Below are 18059 nucleotides of genomic sequence, written 5' to 3' on the forward strand. Positions count from 1 at the left end.
AATTCGATGTTGAGAGATGGCGTCATGTGGGATGACACAATATGTCAAAATTAACTATTGACGCCATAGTCTCTTGTATTGAAGTGATCTCTTAGTATCAAATGAAGAATTAGCTCTCCAAACTCTCCTCTTCTGAGATACTTATTATCAAGCTCATCGTCAATATGGCCATTATTTTGATAGATGTCTCTTACTTTCTGAAATTCATCGATTTTATAAATTGAATTTGCAGCTTCAATAATTTTTTCTAGAGTTTGTGTGTTTTCAGTGCTTGTACCTTCATGAAATCCAAATGAAAATTCATGGATTACATTTGTGATTTTTGTTACAAGTTGAGACCACCTATATTTGCTAGCTCCATCGTCATCTAAATCAAAACCAACTAGAAAGCTCTTAAGCGTGTCTTCTGATATTTTCGATTCAATTACATTCTTTGAACCGAACGGTCCATTTTCCATATAAATTCCATAATTTTGTTGATTAATGATCTAGAGGTTTTGCACGAAGACGTTTAACGCCTCACTAAGAGGCAAATAATAGTTGGCTAAAATAAGCGACGAAGGAGCAAACAGCCAACTGTTATTTGTCCTTTTGAGTGCCTTGTTAGGCGGTTTGAGAACCATATTTAGCTATTTTTTCTGAATTATAAGTCCCCAACCAAGACGTTATTCTAATTTTATTAGCAAAGTAATATTCATCATTTGATTGTGGAATTTCAGAAGAATCTATTAAGGCACAGCCTTGTAATTCAGGTAATCCATCAGGTACTTCAAATGAGTGTTGCATTGCCAACTCTCGATCTAGAATGTACTCAATGTACACTAACTTTTCACTCTTGATTTTCTCTAAAGTATCGATTGAGTCAGGTACATGAAAGAACTCTAAATTTTCTTTTCCAAATTTTATATTTAGTCGATCATAATACGAAAAAACAAGTTTGGATTTGTCATTTGGGGATAATACTTCGTATAGCCAGTCCTTGTCTTTGCTATGTTGAAATTTCCAATCAGGAAAAGATCTCTTAAGTTCATCCAAAATTTGTTTCTTCACCGATATACCCTAAACGCCTAACGCCGTGCTAAGCGGCTAAAAAGGTTTGGCTTAAAATTAGTGAGGTACGAACGACAAGCCAAACTTTTGTGTCCGCCCTTGAGCACCTTGTTAGCTAGCAACTCGCCCACAATATGCCTAATTGATTATTTACAGCATTATCTAAGCCATCTTTAAAAGTAACAAAACCATCACACAACTCCGTTAATTCAATTTCAGTGGGTGTATGTTTAGGAAAGTTTTTTGAAAACCATTCGCAATATCTAGATTTAATAGTTGAATCTGTAAGTTGCTCAACTATTTTAAGCAAGCTCGGAACCGTTTCACTCTTAAATGCAAAGTGTTCATTACTTTTGTCAATTTTTATAGCGTTATGGTTATCTATTATCAACCAAGTTTGAAAAATTGATCCCGCTCCTGAAACAAATTCAGTTGTTCCATTGAGTATGAAGTGATAAAGCTCGATATTTCGATGATTTATTTCAGGGTTAAATGTCTCAATTGGCTCTGTAGGAAAATCTGTTATTACAGATTCAGATTTAAATACCCTTGAATAGATACTTTTGAATTTAGACTCATCTTTTTGATAAACCACTTCCCCTTCCATATATTCGAAGAGCAACGTACTATTTTTCTGAAGATAATCAATGTGATGATCAGGAAGAGAAAACAAGTTTAGATAAGAAGCCATAATTTTCCTTGCTAGCTAACGCCCGCATAACGGGCTAATAATGCTTGGCTACAATTGGTGAGGCACGAACCAAGCCAAGCTTTATTAGTCCAGTGCGTTGATGCGTTTGTTATATTTCTTCTAAACGCTTTTTTACACTATCTTTGTTGATGTGGGAATGGACATGACGCCATTGCTTTTTCCCTAAATCAGTCGTAAATAACCAACCAATGAAAGCACCAACAAGCAAGGAAGAAGCAATCATTATAATAGGGTTAATCATCCCACGTTGCTCCAGCTGTAATAACAGAACCACTAACACTGTAACGATTACCCAAACAAGCAAAAGGTTAAGTTTGGAGTGAGGCTTTAGCGATTCCGGGTTATCTAATTTATCCAAAAGCTTAGTTAGAAAATACTTTTCTTCTTGGTTATTCAAAGTTACTTCCTTGATGAAATATAACAGTTTAATAGACGGACGTTTCCTATTTATTTTTGAAACAAATTTCCGTCTATTTCTCATTAATAATTTTTTACATTCTCTCTACGATAAGCTAGCCGTGGCTTGTATTCAACCCTTAAATTTATCGTTTAAAAAAACGTGGAAAAAAGTGTGTACTTGTAATAAATGAGAAACTCTACTTAACTGTTTATACATCCAGTCCTATTTTGAGGGGTTTATGAAAAGTAATTCACCTTTTATGCAATCGATAATCAACCACATGTTCAACCTGAGATATGCCAAAAGAACAATCGAAAGTTATTTATACTGGATCAAAAGCTATATCCGTTTTAATCAATACCAACACCCCAATTTAATGGGAGATGAGCAAGTTGAATTATTCTTAAGCCACCTCGTTAATGAACGAAATGTATCTGCCAGTACTCAGGCATCAGCGCTCAATGCCCTCGTATTCCTCTATAAAGAAATCATTAAAAACCCCTTAACATTGGAACTTAAATTTAATCGAAGTATTCGTAGCCGAAAATTACCCGAGGTATTAACACCAGAGCAAATAAAGCAACTTTTAGAACATCTAACAGGGTTGAATCAATTAATGGCTAAATTGATGTACGGTAGTGGCTTGCGAGTAATGGAGACAGTGCGTTTAAGGGTACAAGATATTGATTTTGATTATCATTGTATTGCGGTATGGAATGCAAAAGGGTTTAAGCACAGGCGAGTTACACTTGCTAATCAGTTGTTTGATGAATTAAGTCTTCAAATTAAACATGTTAAAACCTTATATGATAAAGATTTATCCAATAGAGAATGGAGTGGCGTTTGGTTACCGGATGCTTTAGGGCGAAAATACCCCAATGCGGCTAAATCTTTTAACTGGCAGTGGTTATTTCCATCTTCTAGGTTAAGCACTAACCCCGCCACGGGGGAAATTGGCCGTCATCATAAAGATCAATCTGGCATTCAAAAGTCGATAAAAAAAGCGGCCTTTGATTTAGGAATAACTAAGCGGGTAACGAGTCATACTTTAAGACATTCGTTTGCTACACATTTATTGCAAAGTGGTGCAGATATTCGCACCGTACAAGAGCAACTCGGCCATGCCGATGTCAGAACCACACAAATTTACACCCATGTTTTACAACAAGGGGCAAATGGTGTGATAAGCCCTTTGAGCAAAATTATATGATCGCATGTTAACTAAATAGTGAATGAAATTTCGGTTAAAACTTGATCTAAATGCTGGCTTTATAAGCTGACTTCTTTAGGATAAAGGCTTTAGATTGTATGGATACATCAAAATGAGTTTTTTGCAGCTGTTCACTGCCCTCACCCCTGTTATTGCCATTATTGTTTTTTTGGTGGTTATGCGCCTACCCGCAACCCGCGCCATGCCTCTTTCATTGTTGCTCACTATTTTAACCAGTTTTTTTATTTGGCAAGTCGAACTTAACCATATTTTCGCATCCATAATTCAAGGGCTGATCATCGCGGCCGGTATTTTATTGATTGTATTTGGTGCTATTACGTTACTTAAAACCTTAACCGTTTCTGGCGCAATTGAGGTTATACGGGCGGGATTTACCCAAATATCAGACGACAGACGAATTCAAGTGGTGATCATAGCTTGGCTATTTGGCTCTTTTTTAGAGGGCGCCTCGGGGTTTGGTACCCCTGCCGCTATTTGTGCACCTTTATTAGTAGCATTGGGTTTTCCGCCCTTAGCCGCTGTAGTCGTTGCTTTAATTGCCGACAGTGCCGCAGTGAGTTTTGGCGCAGTAGGTACGCCTGTTGTGGTGGGGCTAGGCCAAGGTTTAACCGCAATAACCGAATCTGGCATTCAAGCCATTGCGGTTAAAGCCGTTACTATTGATTTATTTGCCGCCAGTTTATTGCCATTAGTGATTGTATGTTTAATGACATCACAGTTTGGCGAAGGTAAAAACAAAAGTATTAAAGCGGGTCTGGCCATTTGGCCTTTCGCACTTTTAGCGGGCTTGTCTTTTACGGTACCTGCTTATTTAGTTGCACTGCTATTAGGCCCTGAATTCCCATCTATCTTTGGTGGTTTAATTGGGCTTATCATTTGCATTTTAGCGGCCAAAAACAATTGGTTAACACCGAAAGACAAGTGGGATTTTAATACACAAACTGCCACATCAGATTCAGTTAACGCTACGCCTAATATGTCGTTAATCGTTGCTTGGACCCCCTATTTACTCGTCGCATTATTATTGGTACTCACTCGTTTAGAAGCATTACCTATCAAAAGCTTTTTGTTATCGGTCAATTTTGTTTGGGGTGATATTTTATCATCTGGCTTATCAGCCAATTTGCAACCTTTGTATATACCCGGCACGTTATTTTTAGTTGTTGCATTGCTTGCAGGTTTTATTCAAAAAATACCTAATGCCCAATTATTTCGAGCTTGGGGCGAATCGCTAAAGTCTTTATTACCAACTGTTGTTGCCCTTGGCGCGTCAGTACCTATGGTGCGTATCTTCTTAAACTCTGATGTTAATCATGCAGAGCTTGGCGCTATGCCAGTTGCACTGGCTGAATTAGCCGCCACACATTTTGCCAGCACATGGAATATTGTCGCGCCATTTGTCGGTGCGCTTGGCTCATTTATCGCGGGTTCTGCTACGTTTTCAAACATGATGTTTGCTCAGTTTCAGTTTAATACCGCCAGTCAGGTGGGGTTAAATACCGATACAGTTTTAGCCTTGCAAATGATTGGGGCTAATGCAGGTAATATGATTTGTGTGGTCAATGTAGTTGCCGCGGCGTCTGTTGTTAATTTGGTAGGTAAAGAAGGACAAATTATTCGCTTAACGCTACCTGCAATGCTTTATTACTGTTTATCTGCAGCTTTGCTAAGCAGTTTAATTTTTATATAAATAGCCAAAATGCCAATTAAAATACGTAAGTTATTGCCTAATATAGCTATTTTTAAAATATTACTTAAATGCGTAAGTAAAAGTTTTTACACTTTTTCTCAGGGTTTGACTATCTAATCCTGTAATTGCGTGTAGAATAGCTGGCTGATAGTGTAATGGTGATCCGCACTACTGAATTTTTTTAAACTTCACCAATAAAGAAAGATAGATATTATGAGTACAGGTACAGTTAAGTGGTTTGACGCAGACAAAGGTTTTGGATTTATTACTCCGGAAGACGGTAGTAAAGATCTTTTTGTTCACCACTCTGAAATCCAAATGAGCGGTTACAAGTCACTAGACGAAGGCCAAAAAGTAGAATTTGAAGTTGGTCAAGGTCAAAAAGGTCCTTGTGCAACGAATGTTAAACCTTCTTAAGTTTTGAGTTAACATTCCGAATTTTAAGCCCTAGATGTTTCATCTAGGGCTTTACTTTATCTACCGTCCCTTCGCTATAGTTCAACCCACTTATTCAATCACTACCGTCAGATATTTTTAGTACTCTGATACGCCACGTTATCATCATTGTTTCTTTTAAGTGCAAACCAAGTTCGGTAACTCGCACAGCGCCATAACCATTCAAATGGCCCAAACTTAAAGTACTTTAACCAATAAAAACTCAATAACACTTGCAAACCAAACGTAAAAAACGCAATGGTAAAACACTCAACGGGTGATAAACGCTGATAAAGCGCAAAGCCAACTTGGGTAAATAAAATGAGGCCGATTAAGCTTTGCAAGAGATAATGACTCAATGCCATTCGCCCCACTAGCGCAAACAGCGACAATATTTTATTCATGCTTGTGTGATGCCAAAGCCAAGCAATCAACCAGATGTAGGTTAAACCTAGCAATACATCAGATAAGAACATTAATTTAAACCACCAAGGTTTTAACACATCACTTTGATATAACGCAGTCTCGGGTAAAAACCATAAAAAATAAACGCGATAAACATTCACCACGATAAAGGTCAATACCGCAAGTCGTTTAAAGTGTTCAACCCAAGCTTTTGTTCCCAGCTTTAACGTACTTTTCCCTGCAGCCATGCCTAAACAAAACATCGCCAGTGCCATTGGTGCTAAATAAAACAGCAACATAGGTAAATTAGCTAAGTATTCATGCCATCTAAACGCGACATTAGCAGCATAGGTGCCCTGTCTAATCGTTTCAATTACGCCTTGCTCACCATAATCAATCAGTGATTGTTCAAGTACAAAAGGGATGGCGTCTAAGGTCATCCCCGCTAATGCCCCGTAATAAGGAAACACTAATAAACACCCCGCTATAAAAACTAAATAACGAGGCAGTAGTTTAATTAACGCTAAACTGACCAAGCCCAATAATGCGTATAAATGTAGAACATCACCTGACCAAATAAGTAAACAATGCAATAAACCCAACACAAAGAGTATTAACATTCGCCTGATAAAAAAGCCGCGATAGCGTTGCTGTTTATTCATTTTGGCTTGCATTTGTAACGTTAACCCTAAGCCAAATAAAAAAGTAAAAATGGGGAAAAATTTATTGTAGAAAAACAGCTGTAATAGACGGTTAACCGCTAAATTAACTTGGTCTTGAAATTGGCCAATATAAGCATCTTGGAACATAAAGATGCTGTGCATAATAGTGATATTTATAAAGAAAATACCAAAGATGGCAAACCCTCTTAAAGCGTCGAGTAAGCTATCTCGGTTATCGTTAAGTGTGATTGTTTGGTTCATTTTTTATTATTCTACAGGCAATAAAAAAGGGCTTTATCAGCCCTTTTTATATGGATGATTTATTGTTGGTAAAAAGCACGTAAATCTTCAGATAGCGCCAATAAAGACGCTTTGTGCACATACATCATATGCCCAGCTTGGTAATACTTCATCGTCACACGATCTGGGTCAATACCGTAATGATTCATCGAATGCTCCGTGGCGTAAAACGGTGTGGCCAAGTCATAATAACCATTGGCGACAAATACACGCATATCTTTATTTTGTCTCATACCTTTGGCAACAAATGGCGCAACATTAGTCGGGCCATTGGCTCTGGCGTTTTTACCATTACTCCAGTCCCAGCCTAAATACACATTTGCGTTCAGCACGTGATATTTATCTTCTTTATCCACGTTTAGTTCAGTAAAAAGGTAATGATTAATCGCTGCTGTGTATGCACCAGAGATACCATAACCCGATGGATCAGCTTCAAATTTCTCACCCGCATCATCAAATTCATCAGCTAAATAACGACTGTCTAGACGACCAACCACTACACCTCGATCCCTTAATAGCTCTTTCATAAAACGGAATTCATCAATGCGAAGCTGAGTTTGTTTTAAGTAGCCTTTATCAAGCCCTGTAAAAGTGTGTAATTTACTGATGGTATCATTCACTTCTTGTTCAGATGCTCGTGAGCCTTTGAACAATAAACTCAAATATTCATTACTGGCGAATGCACGCACATCATCAATAAAGGCTTCAAAATTTTTGTAATTGGCTTTGGTATTAGCAGGTAATGCGTCGTGATACCAAGCAGTTGCAGCGTAGGTGGGTAAAAACGTAACATAAGGCATGTCGTTACCCGGAGTAAAATCGCCCATTTGGAAATCTAAAATGGCTGAAATTAAATGAATACCGTTTAAGGTCACCGACGTCCAACCTTCTTGTAAAGATTTAACTAACGCGCCTACGCGTGTTGTACCGTAGCTTTCGCCCGATAAGTGTTTTGGTGAATTCCAGCGCTTGTGTTTAGTGATAAATAAACGGATGAATTCAGCAAGTGCATCGGCATCTTGTTTAACACCCCAAAAATCTTCATTTTTACCTGTGCCAATGGCACGAGAAAAACCAGTACCGACAGGGTCGACAAACACTAAATCCGTTTGGTCTAACAAGCTATGTGGGTTATCCACTAGCTGATAAGGCGAAGCACCTGCGTTTTCTGCTTCGCTTGGCACTACAATACGTTTTGGTCCATAAATGCCTAAATGTAACCAAACGGATGCCGAACCTGGGCCACCGTTAAACACAAAGGTAATTGGGCGCTTGCTCAAGTCTTTTACATCCGATTTAAAATACGCAGTACTAAATATATTGGCGATCACCTCGCCTTTTTCGTTTTTTAAATGAGTGTCAGACGCTAAAACCTGATACTTGATGGTTTTGCCGTTAATTTTGACTTTGCCTTCATCTTGATAGCTTTTTGCTTCAGGGATAACAGGAGGAGTCGGTTTAGTGTCTGCCATAGCAGGTAGCGCTAAGATACTGAAAATTAGCACAAATAAACTGGGTTTTAGCATGAGCGTTCCGTTTTTATAAGGTGGTAATTGCTTTTGCAATATACCAAGCCCTGCCCTTAACTCAAGTCGATTCAGCGAGAAGAAATAGTCGCGTGAACCTTTTCAATAAGCAATTTTGTTCAAGATAGATTACAGCGCTGTTTGACTAAACACCTATTTGAAATGCATCAAATGTAAAATTGCTTGGCTCAATCGCTTATCCCGCTATAATTCGGCCATTATTGTTAAGCTGTATTAGAACTTTTTTTATGATCACTTTTCCTGCTGAGTGGTATCGGCAAGATGCCATTTTATTAGCTTGGCCACATAAAAATACCGACTGGGCACCTTGGTTATCAGCTGTTGAGCACGTTTATGGCCAAATAGTTAAATACATTAGCCAATATCAGCGAGTGGTTATTAGTTGCGATCCGGTAGTTAATCAGGTGCAAGTTAAAGCAGATTTAGCATCGGTTGGCGCAAATGTTGCGAATGTCGATTTAGTCACCGTCCCAACAAATGATACTTGGGCACGCGATCACGGTGTTATAACGGTTTTAGAGGATGACCAAGTGACACCGCTTGATTTTGAATTTAACGCTTGGGGCGGTAAGTTTGAATCAAGCCTAGATAATTTAATCAATCAAAACTTGGTCAAACAAAACAGAATTATCAGTGCAAAAGCGGTTAACTTGATTTTAGAAGGTGGCAGCATTGAAACCGATGGTTTTGGCACCTTGCTCACAACAGAAATTTGCCTGCTAAACGATAACCGTAATAATCAGCTATCCCAACAAGCGTTAGAAGATAAATTATCAGAAGTGCTTGGTGTCAATCGCTTTTTGTGGTTAAGCCAAGGGCATTTACCCGGTGATGATACCGATGCACACATTGATACTTTAGCGCGTTTTTGCGACCCACATACTATTGCTTATGTGCAATGTAACGATCCTGAGCATGCACTATACCCAGCCTTATCGGCAATGGAAAATGAGCTAAAAGCCTTTAAAGACTATCAGGGTAATCCCTACCAATTAATTCCTCTACCGCTTTGCCAAGCCATTGAAAATGCTGAAGGTGAGTTATTACCCGCCACTTATGCTAATTTTTTAATCACGAATGAGCAGGTATTGTTACCCGTTTACGGTGCACCGCAAGATCAACAAGCAATTGATGTTTTACGCGCGACATTTGAACAGACAATCGCACCACGCGAAGTGGTAGCCATTGACTGTCGAACCTTAATCGAACAATTTGGCAGCCTGCACTGCATCAGTATGCAGTTACCGAAAGGCGTCTTAGTTAACTAGAAAGAAGATGATGAATAACACTTTTAAAGCTGCATGTATCCAACAAAGTGTAGCGAATAATGATAAAGCACAAAACCATGCTCATACCGCACAAGCGATTCGCGATTTAGCTAACCAAGGCGTGAAATTGGTAGTGCTTCAAGAATTACACTCAACTCAGTATTTTTGCCAAACAGAAGATACTGATGTGTTCGATTTTGCCGAGCCACTTGCCGGTGATGAGGCGCATTCTGTTCAGTTCTTTCAAGCACTTGCTGGTGAGTTAGATATCGTTTTAGTTACGTCGCTTTTTGAAAAACGAGCGGCAGGGGTTTACCACAATACATCGGTTGTATTTGATGGTGATAAATTGGCGGGTAAGTTCCGCAAAATGCATATCCCTGATGACCCTGGCTTTTATGAAAAGTTCTATTTCACGCCAGGCGATAATGACCCAGATGATGCCTTTAACGGCTTTAAACCGATAGAAACCCGTTTAGGCAAAATTGGTGTCCTTATTTGCTGGGATCAATGGTACCCAGAGGCGGCGCGCTTAATGGCTTTAGCAGGTGCAGATATCTTGTGTTACCCAACAGCCATTGGCTGGGATATCAATGATGATAAAGCAGAGCAAACTCGCCAGAAAAATGCTTGGACCATGATCCAGCAAAGCCATGCAGTGGCAAACGGCGTTTATGTTATTAGTGCTAATCGCGTGGGTTGGGAAGCCAGTCCAGAAGGAAATGGTTTAGGTATTCAGTTTTGGGGTGGTAGTTTTATCGCAGGTCCTCAAGGTGAAATGCTGGCACATGCTGATGATGACAAAGAGCAGAACTTAATTGCTGAAATTGATATTAAGCGCTCTGAAGATGTACGTCGTATTTGGCCCTATTTACGAGACCGACGTGTTGATGCCTATCAGCATATTAATAAACGTTTGATTGATTGAGTCTTTTAGGTGTTTAATGGTGCTCTAACGTACTTAACGCGAGCACCTTGTTTTACTCGCCGGAGCTTTGTTGCAATGGATATAAAACCCTACATTGATCAGTTCGAGCAAATAGCTGATTTACCCAGAGACCAGCAATTTGTTTTATTAGAGCAAGCCCGTGACTTAGCTTTTGCCGAAAAAAAACTTCCCGCCTTTGATACCGTTGAGCTGATTATTCGCATCCTTACCTGCTCTAGTTTAGTCGGTATCAGTTATCTATTTTTTGGCTACAGCCTCGCCATTTTCGCCGTTGTTTTTATTGTTGCTTTACTGATATCAAGAGTATTAATTACTGAATTAGCCGACCGCTTAATGGCAGACGGCTTAAATAAGGTATTAGCCAAACAAGACCCGCACTAGTCTTGCTCGGATAACAGTCGCACTTCGCGCTGCGGAAATGGAATACTAATATTCTCATCTTTGAGGGCATCGTAAATAAGCTGCAATGCTTCAAATTTTGCTGCATAGAGGTTTTCAGTCGGTGTCCATAACCTCACCATAATATTGATAGAACTATTGCCTAATTCATCTAACCCGACTTGAGGTTGTCTGGTTTGGCTTATAAAAGGTCTGTTCTCTATTACTTTTTCTATAATGGCAATGACCTGTTTAGGGTCGTGCCGATAAGCCACACCTATGTTGAGTTTCACAAGTGAGTCTTTTCTAGAGTTTTCAATCACATCACCAACGATGTGTTTGTTAGGTATGGTGATCTCAACACCATCTTCATCAATCAAAATGGTATAGGCCAGTAATACTTCTTTTACGATACCCGTTTGTCCTTGCACTGTGATGGTGTCTCCAACCACAAAAGGACGAATAAAGATGATATTAAAACCAGCTGCGTAGTTAGCTAATAAACCTTGTAATGCAAGACCTGCACCTAAAGATACCGCACCTATCGCAGCGATAAAAGGCGTTACGCTTATCCCTAATTTGCCAAGAGCAACCACGGCCATTAATACTAAAATTGCGATTTTGGCGGTATTGGCTAAAAACCGCGTCAGCGTGATATCTAGGTTTTTCCGCTCACAAACATTCAAAACCAAATTACAGACTTTACTGGCGATGTAATAACCAATTGCGACAATGATCACCGCCCCCAACAATTGGAAGCTGTAGTTGGTTAAATAAGTAATGATGATGTCGTAGATCTTTTCGAATTGATCAATTTCATCTCTCAGTAATTTATCTGGGCTTAGCTGTGCTAAAACCGTGCTATCGTTTGTAGGTTCAGGTACTTGCGTATTTTCAGACATAAAAAGACCATTAGTGCGAATAAAAAGTGAATGGTTTCAATTAAGTATTAACTATAATTAAGCCAAGTATATGAATACTTGAGTAAATATTTAATAGTTTTGCGACTTGATCGCAAAACCTTATTAAAACGTTCTGCTAAGCAATGACAAAAATGAAGTAAAAGACAAAACGATGAAAAAAATGCTGATGCTATTATGGGTGTTATTTATCAGTGCTTGTACCAGTGCACCTGAAGGCATCAAGCCTGTCTCTCAATTTGATCTTAATCGCTACTTAGGTACCTGGCATGAAATTGCCCGATTAGATCACTCATTTGAACGAGATATGATAAAAGTCACCGCCGAATATAACTTACGTCAAGACGGCGGCGTACAAGTGATTAACCGCGGTTTTGATACCAAAGAGCAAGTTTGGCAAAAAGCTGAGGGTAAGGCCTACTTTGTTAAAGATGATAAAACGGGCCATTTAAAAGTCTCTTTTTTTGGCCCTTTTTACGGTGCTTACGTTGTTTACGAATTAGACCCTAACTATCAATACGCTTTTGTATCAGGCCCTAATCGCGATTATTTATGGCTACTAGCCAGAACACCTCAACTCGATGAAGCCATTAAACAGCGTTTTTTAAAGCAAGCCAATTCATTAGGCTTTGAAACTGAAACCTTAATTTGGCTTGATAGCGCACCGCCAAATTAAACAATCAAGCTAATTTTAAACTCGTTAAAGTGCCCACTTGGTTAAACCCTAACTTTTGATACAAGTGAAACCCTGCTTTTGAAGCTTGCAGGCTCACGGTTGTGCAGCTTTTCTCTACAGCAATCTCAAGTAGGTAATGCATAAGCTGGGCAGCCGCGCCCTGCTTTCTAAAATCAGGAACAGTACCTACTTGGTGTATACCTAAAGTATCACCCGTTAAGTAACCAATTGCTGTAGCTGCAATTTCACCGTCAATAGTCAGTGCTAAAACGAAGCTGTTCTCATCTTGAATAAACTGGCGTATAGCATCTTTATCGATTTGATAATTAAATGCTTTACTGCAAGCTTCTGTCCATAAATCGGCTTGTGCTTGATCTTCAACCTGGACAATTGCTCGTCCCTGTTTCGATAAATCAGTTTGTGAAGGCGTCGCATTTGAACCTGTGGTTAGATCGAGATCCATCATGACTAATTGCCCTTTTAATACCACAGGGCTTGTCGCTAACTCATCTTCACTGATGACATCAACCGTCATTAATGACTGGCCAGCATTAAGTAGCTTAGATTGTTCATTTAGGTCAAGTGATAAATTGGCAGACCAAATTTTGTTTGGCCAGGTATGATTTATAAAGTATCCACCTTCACTTTTTGCACCCAGTGCTTGCCAATATACATTCATGTTATTGATGTTATTGTGCATAACCTTCATTTTTATGTTTCCTTTGTTACGACTAACGGAGCATTGGTTTTGCCGTTTGGCATGTTAATTAAAACCACGCCTAAAATGAGCAGCAATGCACCGATTATTTTATAAAGCGAGATACTTTGAAGCGGGCTATTAAACCAAGCAAAATGACTAATAACCACAGCGAAAACTAATTGACCCGTTAAGGCAAAGCTCATCATATTGCCAACGCCCATCTTTGGTATGAGGTAATAAAAACTCCCGACACCGATAACGCTAAAAACCCCAGAAAACCATAAGTACCAAGGTACTTGTTTGATCGTTTGATAACTCAGCAACAAGCGCTCAGGCGCTATTAACGCAATGAGTATTAACATCAAAAAAAAGCTGGTTGCAAAAGCAATACAAGTTGCCAGTAAACTACTTTGCAGTATTTGGCCAAGCTCGGCATTCATCGCCGCTTGTATAGCAATGCATGCCCCTGCCACTAACGCTAAAATGGCAAAATAACTCATATATTAACCACTAGCTCATCAATGTGTTTACGGTATTTTGTTTTGCTCGCATATTTATCGTCATCGGCTCGAAAGCCCACAGGGCAAATAATGGCTGCATTTAAATTTAACGCATCCAAACCTAAAATTTGATTAAACGCTTGGCTGTCAAACCCTGTCATTGGGCAAGCATCGATTTTATTGGCTGCGGCATAAGTCAATGTCATACCTAATGCGATGTAAGCTTGTTGTTGTGCCCAAATAGCTATTTCTTCGGCCGATTTATTTAGCAAATCACCTTCAATTTGCGCTTTATAGGCTGCCAAACTTTCAGCGGGTGCACCTTGAGTTTTGGCTAAGTTATCAAAATAGTTATCGATATCGACCTGACCAAAATTAGTATTATTGGCAAATACTAGTAAATGGGAAGACGCTGCGACTTTGGCTTGCCCGAAACTTGCCTCAATACAGGCATTTTTTAATTGTTCGTTCTCTACCACCACCAACTGATAAGGTTGCATACCATATGATGAAGGGGCTAAACGCGCACTTTCAGTCAAACCGTTTATCTGCTCAGTCGTTAATTTTGTTGAGTTAAATTGTTTAACCGCGTAACGCCAGTTTAATGCTTCGATAATATTCATTGTATTTTCCTTCTTGCCTTGAGTTGATGATGGGCAGTTTAAAGTGAAGGAAAACTCAGCGCCTTTACATATGTTGATAAACGCTATTTTTTTAGTGTTTTTTTAATTCGACTTAATTGTGTGGGTGTCACCCCCAAATAGCTGGCAATGTGGTATTGCGGTATCCTCTCAGCCACATCAGCAAAATCGGTTAAAAATTTGAGGTAGCGATCTTTTGCTTCAAACTGCAAATAACTGATCTCTTTTAATTCTTTTTCTTTTAGCCAGTGCTTTTCTAAATACAAGATGTGCATCTTCATCAAGTCATTATTGTTAAATAAAACCTGACGAAAAATAGCAAAATCGATCACGATTAGCTCAGATGCTTCTATCGCTTCAATTCCCAACATACTCGGCTCAGCTTTAAGTAATGAGCTCATAACCCCCGGAAATCGGCCATCGGCAAAAAAGTTCTTATTATATTCCTGACCGTTTTCATCAAGCATATAAGCCCGCATCAAGCCTGAGTGTAAAAAAGCAAAAGAGGATAAAGTGTCATCAACCGCATATAGATGAGTGCCTTTGGCAATGGTCTTTACACTCAGTCCTTTTTGCAATTGTTGCCAAGTGTCATCAGTTAAAGGTGAATAGCTATCCCAAACTTGTCTTAAATGCATTAACGGGTCATTCATCAGTGGCTTCTTATCATTGTTCTGCTGAGCTTTTTAACCTGTTGTAAAAATCAGATACGTAAAATAATAGCATTTATACTGGCTAAGCTATTGATTTGCGTTATGTTTAATTAGTAATGACACAGAATGTTAGTTGATATGGCAACAATAAGGAATAGTATGTTAACGGCAAAATCCGATATTTCAGCTGAAAATGTAGATTGGTGGTTTATGTATAAACTGCCACATAACATTGGCCCAAGTAGTCAAAAAACAACGGGTAATGAGTACCTTTATTATCAATCATGTGGAGAACAACCACTTGCCTTATCTCCTTATCGTTTAGGTACAGGTGAAAATGGCGCTTTGTATCATACCCTTAAACAGCTCTTTCCATCAGATGATGCCAATATTGGCTGGATAAACTACAACGACGAATATCCGTATTCGATGACAGCAGATGACTTTGCTAAAGACGTTAAACCTGCATTTTATGGCGAAAATGTCAGAGAGAAAGATCGCAATCACCCTATCGATAATGCACATAATGGCCATTGCAAAGGCACGCTAGCCTTTGATTTAACATCTAACACAGCATTTTGGTTATCTCATTCTACTCCGCGCATTCCTGGGCTTAACCTAGACAATGACATGCAGTACTTTTATCCAGAGTATGCCTATCAATATGCACAAACCTTTATCTGTATTTCACTTGAAGATGTGTCAACGGCTGACAAAATTGCAGCGGTGTTAGCAGAGCAGCATGAACCACAAGTCTTTGGCGTTCACTTACCTGAAGCGGTAACGCAAGACAGTCAATATGCCAATTTGTGGCGCTTAGCTCAAGGTATTAACCCGCCCGCTTACACCAAGTCATTTGCCGAACATCATCCACAAAAAGCCCCTGCCGATATCGAATTTAAATCCAAAGCGGGCAAAATCTTTAGGTTAATCGCTAAAAGTGGTGCTTGGTACGATGACTTTTGGATAAACCTAGTTGGACCTAAATTAGGTGTTGATTTGAGAGTTGAAACTTGGCGTCGATTAACATCAACCGCTAATTTGCCTACCGAAGATAAAGGTGATTCGCCTAGTGATTATGGCAAACAGGACTTTGTGACAACGTATAAAGGACGAGAGTATCACCATGAATTTGTCGATAGAGATGGCCAAGACATCGTTGATGAAATAACCAATGTCGATTTACAAATGATCGCCGACAGTGAGGGTAATCAATTAACTGGTTTTAATTGGCCGTACACCAAAGATCATGCGAAATGGGCCATTTCAGAAGAAAAGGATGACCGTGGAAATACTGATATCGAAGATGAACAGCCTGAACAAGATGCTTGGGTTTGTATAGCAGATATGAATCGTATGAGCTCGCAAGAAAAACGCGGAGGCGGTGCAATTTGTTTTCATGAGACATTACTTTGGCAGGGCTTAAATGAAATTGAGCGCATTAGCGGAAAAATCACTTAAACGTTTCATCGTCAATAGCTAATAACAAGGGCGGATTAACCGCCCTTTTTTATCTATGCTTCACCGTCTATTCATTCTCAAGCTTACTCATGCTTGAAGTTACATAGTTTACAAAATCATCGGCAGGTAAAGGTTTACTGTACAAGTACCCTTGAATGGTATCGATTTTCTTTTCTTTGGCATAGGCTAACTGCTCACATATCTCGACACCTTCGGCCACTATGCTTTTATCCATACCTTGTGCCATCAAAGTAATGGCGTTAACAATTTTTTGCTGCTTAACATTCGATTCCATACCATTGACGAATGCCCTATCAATTTTCAATTCATCAAATCTGAGCTTGGCGATATAGCTTAAGAGCATTGAACAGCGTTTAAAGTATTTGTTGATTGTATTGAGTTTGTTTCATTAGAAAATTCAATTTCAACTGATAATTGGAATTATATTTATCGCTTAAAACGTGACTGGTTGTTTTTTATGGTCACTGTAACGGCTTGATAAAATGGAAAAGAGTAAATTGGGTAACGGTTTTAAATCATCAAAATGCGTGATTTTTAAAATGGCTTAATTGCTTGCAATAGCAGTATATTGAACCAGTAACTTAGTATCGGTTTGGTTATTTTTTTGAGTTAAAAATACAGCAACGACAGAAAACTAACCAAGCGGGATGCTGTTCCATATACTGATAATTTCATTTCGACAGTAGATACAAGCTTAGGGCACAAATAATGCTTTGTGTATTTAGCAGTGGTAGAGGTTAAACTGAAATATAAGAATAACCTCTATAAATGAGTGCATCAGCACAATTTGAAAATGAAGGATAAGTTAAGGACTGACTTTAATGAGTTCAACTGTGAAAATTAATGTTTCATTACGACCGATCTCCCGACCCGAGCCTTTTTCACCATATGCCAAGTAAGGAGGGATATAAAGCACCGCTTTACCGCCTTCCTTCATAAGCTGTAGACCCTGAGTCCAACCTTTAATGACTTGATTTAATTTAAACGTTACCGCTTGGCCATCAGTGTAAGTGGTATCAAAAACTTTACCATCCAAGTTTTTACCTTCGTAGTGAACCGTTACACGATCACGACTTCTAGGTTGTCGGCCCGTCCCCTCTTTTAACACTTTGTACTGTAAGCCAGAGTATGTATTGATAACCCCTTCTTGTTTACGGTTTTGTTCCATAAACTTTTCACCTCTTGCCTTATTACTCATTGCAAGGGCAGGTTGTGCTAATGACAACGATAAAAGCGCAGTCGTTAAGAGCAATCGCCAGTTTTTCATTATTTTTATCCTCTAGCTTTTATAACTGAGATTAAATATACAAGTAGTTTAATCTCAGAGTAAAGTAACTAAAGCTAAAGTTAGCTCAACAGGGCTATTTTTAGGACAACCTGTGCTTGAAATCATCGTAACCAAATGACTTCACCACTTCCAAGCTATCATCCCTTTCATCCCAAAGTGCAATGCTCGGCAA

Annotated in this window: 21 protein-coding genes; 8 read left to right on the forward strand and 13 right to left on the reverse strand. The window is 39.0% G+C overall.

Annotation, left to right across the window (positions count from 1 at the left end):
- Positions 1-50: 50 nt before the first annotated feature.
- The 4 genes from HR060_RS18370 to HR060_RS18385 all read right to left on the reverse strand — a co-directional run bounded on the left by HR060_RS18370 (position 51) and on the right by HR060_RS18385 (position 2159).
- The gene (locus HR060_RS18370; RefSeq protein WP_174201740.1) at positions 51-458 is read right to left on the reverse strand and encodes a Hachiman antiphage defense system protein HamA; all 408 of its coding nucleotides are present in this window, start codon (positions 456-458) and stop codon (positions 51-53) included.
- Between the two features lie 145 nt (positions 459-603).
- Complete coding sequence (locus HR060_RS18375) at positions 604-1050, reverse strand: hypothetical protein (protein WP_174201741.1); 447 nt, start codon at positions 1048-1050, stop codon at positions 604-606.
- 115 nt (positions 1051-1165) lie between these two features.
- Positions 1166-1741: a hypothetical protein gene (locus tag HR060_RS18380; RefSeq protein WP_174201742.1), complete on the reverse strand. Its 576-nt coding sequence runs from the start codon at positions 1739-1741 to the stop codon at positions 1166-1168.
- A gap of 109 nt (positions 1742-1850) precedes the next feature.
- The gene (locus HR060_RS18385) at positions 1851-2159 is read right to left on the reverse strand and encodes a hypothetical protein (protein ID WP_174201743.1); all 309 of its coding nucleotides are present in this window, start codon (positions 2157-2159) and stop codon (positions 1851-1853) included.
- Between the two features lie 241 nt (positions 2160-2400).
- On the opposite strand from HR060_RS18385, the gene HR060_RS18390 reads away from it, so the two are divergent.
- From HR060_RS18390 to HR060_RS18400, 3 genes are all read left to right on the forward strand, one after another.
- Positions 2401-3372: an integron integrase gene (locus HR060_RS18390; RefSeq protein ID WP_174201744.1), complete on the forward strand. Its 972-nt coding sequence runs from the start codon at positions 2401-2403 to the stop codon at positions 3370-3372.
- A 112-nt stretch (positions 3373-3484) separates the two neighbouring features.
- Positions 3485-5083, forward strand: coding sequence for an L-lactate permease (locus HR060_RS18395; protein ID WP_174201745.1), 1599 nt, complete (start codon positions 3485-3487; stop codon positions 5081-5083).
- Between the two features lie 213 nt (positions 5084-5296).
- Positions 5297-5500, forward strand: a complete 204-nt coding sequence (locus HR060_RS18400; protein ID WP_174201746.1) for a cold-shock protein — start codon at positions 5297-5299, stop codon at positions 5498-5500.
- 107 nt (positions 5501-5607) lie between these two features.
- On the opposite strand, the gene HR060_RS18405 is transcribed toward HR060_RS18400, so the two are convergent.
- Positions 5608-6846, reverse strand: a complete 1239-nt coding sequence (locus HR060_RS18405) for a DUF418 domain-containing protein (protein WP_174201747.1) — start codon at positions 6844-6846, stop codon at positions 5608-5610.
- A gap of 59 nt (positions 6847-6905) precedes the next feature.
- Positions 6906-8411 carry a S10 family peptidase gene (locus tag HR060_RS18410; protein WP_174201748.1) on the reverse strand — a complete coding sequence of 502 codons (1506 nt, stop codon included), beginning with the start codon at positions 8409-8411 and terminating at the stop codon, positions 6906-6908.
- A 248-nt stretch (positions 8412-8659) separates the two neighbouring features.
- Here HR060_RS18410 and HR060_RS18415 point away from each other — a divergent pair, with 248 nt between their 5' ends.
- The 3 genes from HR060_RS18415 to HR060_RS18425 all read left to right on the forward strand — a co-directional run bounded on the left by HR060_RS18415 (position 8660) and on the right by HR060_RS18425 (position 11030).
- Positions 8660-9700, forward strand: a complete 1041-nt coding sequence (locus tag HR060_RS18415; RefSeq protein WP_174201749.1) for an agmatine deiminase family protein — start codon at positions 8660-8662, stop codon at positions 9698-9700.
- A gap of 7 nt (positions 9701-9707) precedes the next feature.
- On the forward strand, positions 9708-10628 hold the full coding sequence (locus HR060_RS18420) for a carbon-nitrogen hydrolase (protein WP_174201750.1): 921 nt from the start codon (positions 9708-9710) through the stop codon (positions 10626-10628).
- Positions 10629-10703: 75 nt separating this feature from the next.
- Entirely contained in the window at positions 10704-11030 is a 327-nt protein-coding gene (locus tag HR060_RS18425; protein WP_174201751.1) for a hypothetical protein, read from the forward strand.
- Here HR060_RS18425 and HR060_RS18430 read toward each other — a convergent pair.
- A complete protein-coding gene (locus HR060_RS18430; RefSeq protein ID WP_246283218.1) occupies positions 11027-11929 on the reverse strand; it encodes a mechanosensitive ion channel family protein in 903 nt (300 codons plus the stop codon). The two genes, HR060_RS18425 and HR060_RS18430, sit on opposite strands and share 4 nt — an antisense overlap.
- A gap of 172 nt (positions 11930-12101) precedes the next feature.
- On the opposite strand from HR060_RS18430, the gene HR060_RS18435 reads away from it, so the two are divergent.
- Entirely contained in the window at positions 12102-12623 is a 522-nt protein-coding gene (locus HR060_RS18435) for a lipocalin family protein (RefSeq protein WP_174201752.1), read from the forward strand.
- Positions 12624-12627: 4 nt separating this feature from the next.
- On the opposite strand, the gene HR060_RS18440 is transcribed toward HR060_RS18435, so the two are convergent.
- The 4 genes from HR060_RS18440 to HR060_RS18455 form a co-directional block, all read right to left on the reverse strand.
- Positions 12628-13332 (reverse strand): GNAT family N-acetyltransferase, encoded by a 705-nt coding sequence (locus tag HR060_RS18440; RefSeq protein ID WP_174201753.1) that lies wholly within the window; start codon positions 13330-13332, stop codon positions 12628-12630.
- Between the two features lie 2 nt (positions 13333-13334).
- Complete coding sequence (locus HR060_RS18445; protein ID WP_174201754.1) at positions 13335-13823, reverse strand: DMT family transporter; 489 nt, start codon at positions 13821-13823, stop codon at positions 13335-13337.
- Positions 13820-14446 (reverse strand): nitroreductase family protein, encoded by a 627-nt coding sequence (locus HR060_RS18450; protein ID WP_174201755.1) that lies wholly within the window; start codon positions 14444-14446, stop codon positions 13820-13822. The genes HR060_RS18445 and HR060_RS18450 overlap by 4 nt, the downstream gene beginning before the upstream one ends.
- 83 nt (positions 14447-14529) lie before the next feature.
- Positions 14530-15117, reverse strand: a complete 588-nt coding sequence (locus tag HR060_RS18455) for a Crp/Fnr family transcriptional regulator (protein WP_174201756.1) — start codon at positions 15115-15117, stop codon at positions 14530-14532.
- A gap of 159 nt (positions 15118-15276) precedes the next feature.
- Between HR060_RS18455 and HR060_RS18460 the strand changes: the two genes are divergently transcribed.
- Entirely contained in the window at positions 15277-16578 is a 1302-nt protein-coding gene (locus HR060_RS18460; protein ID WP_174201757.1) for a deoxyribonuclease II family protein, read from the forward strand.
- A gap of 67 nt (positions 16579-16645) precedes the next feature.
- Here the strand turns inward: HR060_RS18460 and HR060_RS18465 are convergent, their stop codons facing one another.
- Both HR060_RS18465 and HR060_RS18470 read right to left on the reverse strand, forming a co-directional pair.
- The gene (locus HR060_RS18465) at positions 16646-16942 is read right to left on the reverse strand and encodes an EAL domain-containing protein (RefSeq protein WP_174201758.1); all 297 of its coding nucleotides are present in this window, start codon (positions 16940-16942) and stop codon (positions 16646-16648) included.
- Between the two features lie 462 nt (positions 16943-17404).
- Entirely contained in the window at positions 17405-17866 is a 462-nt protein-coding gene (locus HR060_RS18470; RefSeq protein WP_174201759.1) for an FKBP-type peptidyl-prolyl cis-trans isomerase, read from the reverse strand.
- Positions 17867-18059: the final 193 nt, after the last annotated feature.

The organism is Marinifaba aquimaris, from assembly GCF_013328345.1.
In the GTDB taxonomy this organism is placed as follows: domain Bacteria; phylum Pseudomonadota; class Gammaproteobacteria; order Enterobacterales; family Alteromonadaceae; genus Marinifaba; species Marinifaba aquimaris.

Bases quoted from the DNA above. Each gene is read 5' to 3' on its own strand.
- HR060_RS18380 (WP_174201742.1), bottom strand. From the start codon at position 1,741: ATGGCTTCTTATCTAAACTTGTTTTCTCTTCCTGATCATCACATTGAT.
- HR060_RS18465 (WP_174201758.1), bottom strand. From the start codon at position 16,942: ATGCTCTTAAGCTATATCGCCAAGCTCAGATTTGATGAATTGAAAATT.
- HR060_RS18435 (WP_174201752.1), top strand. From the start codon at position 12,102: ATGAAAAAAATGCTGATGCTATTATGGGTGTTATTTATCAGTGCTTGT.
- HR060_RS18395 (WP_174201745.1), top strand. From the start codon at position 3,485: ATGAGTTTTTTGCAGCTGTTCACTGCCCTCACCCCTGTTATTGCCATT.
- HR060_RS18445 (WP_174201754.1), bottom strand. From the start codon at position 13,823: ATGAGTTATTTTGCCATTTTAGCGTTAGTGGCAGGGGCATGCATTGCT.
- HR060_RS18430 (WP_246283218.1), bottom strand. From the start codon at position 11,929: ATGTCTGAAAATACGCAAGTACCTGAACCTACAAACGATAGCACGGTT.
- HR060_RS18470 (WP_174201759.1), bottom strand. From the start codon at position 17,866: ATGAAAAACTGGCGATTGCTCTTAACGACTGCGCTTTTATCGTTGTCA.
- HR060_RS18455 (WP_174201756.1), bottom strand. From the start codon at position 15,117: ATGAATGACCCGTTAATGCATTTAAGACAAGTTTGGGATAGCTATTCA.
- HR060_RS18420 (WP_174201750.1), top strand. From the start codon at position 9,708: ATGATGAATAACACTTTTAAAGCTGCATGTATCCAACAAAGTGTAGCG.
- HR060_RS18390 (WP_174201744.1), top strand. From the start codon at position 2,401: ATGAAAAGTAATTCACCTTTTATGCAATCGATAATCAACCACATGTTC.
- HR060_RS18450 (WP_174201755.1), bottom strand. From the start codon at position 14,446: ATGAATATTATCGAAGCATTAAACTGGCGTTACGCGGTTAAACAATTT.
- HR060_RS18405 (WP_174201747.1), bottom strand. From the start codon at position 6,846: ATGAACCAAACAATCACACTTAACGATAACCGAGATAGCTTACTCGAC.
- HR060_RS18410 (WP_174201748.1), bottom strand. From the start codon at position 8,411: ATGCTAAAACCCAGTTTATTTGTGCTAATTTTCAGTATCTTAGCGCTA.
- HR060_RS18440 (WP_174201753.1), bottom strand. From the start codon at position 13,332: ATGAAGGTTATGCACAATAACATCAATAACATGAATGTATATTGGCAA.
- HR060_RS18400 (WP_174201746.1), top strand. From the start codon at position 5,297: ATGAGTACAGGTACAGTTAAGTGGTTTGACGCAGACAAAGGTTTTGGA.
- HR060_RS18370 (WP_174201740.1), bottom strand. From the start codon at position 458: ATGGAAAATGGACCGTTCGGTTCAAAGAATGTAATTGAATCGAAAATA.
- HR060_RS18460 (WP_174201757.1), top strand. From the start codon at position 15,277: ATGTTAACGGCAAAATCCGATATTTCAGCTGAAAATGTAGATTGGTGG.
- HR060_RS18425 (WP_174201751.1), top strand. From the start codon at position 10,704: ATGGATATAAAACCCTACATTGATCAGTTCGAGCAAATAGCTGATTTA.
- HR060_RS18415 (WP_174201749.1), top strand. From the start codon at position 8,660: ATGATCACTTTTCCTGCTGAGTGGTATCGGCAAGATGCCATTTTATTA.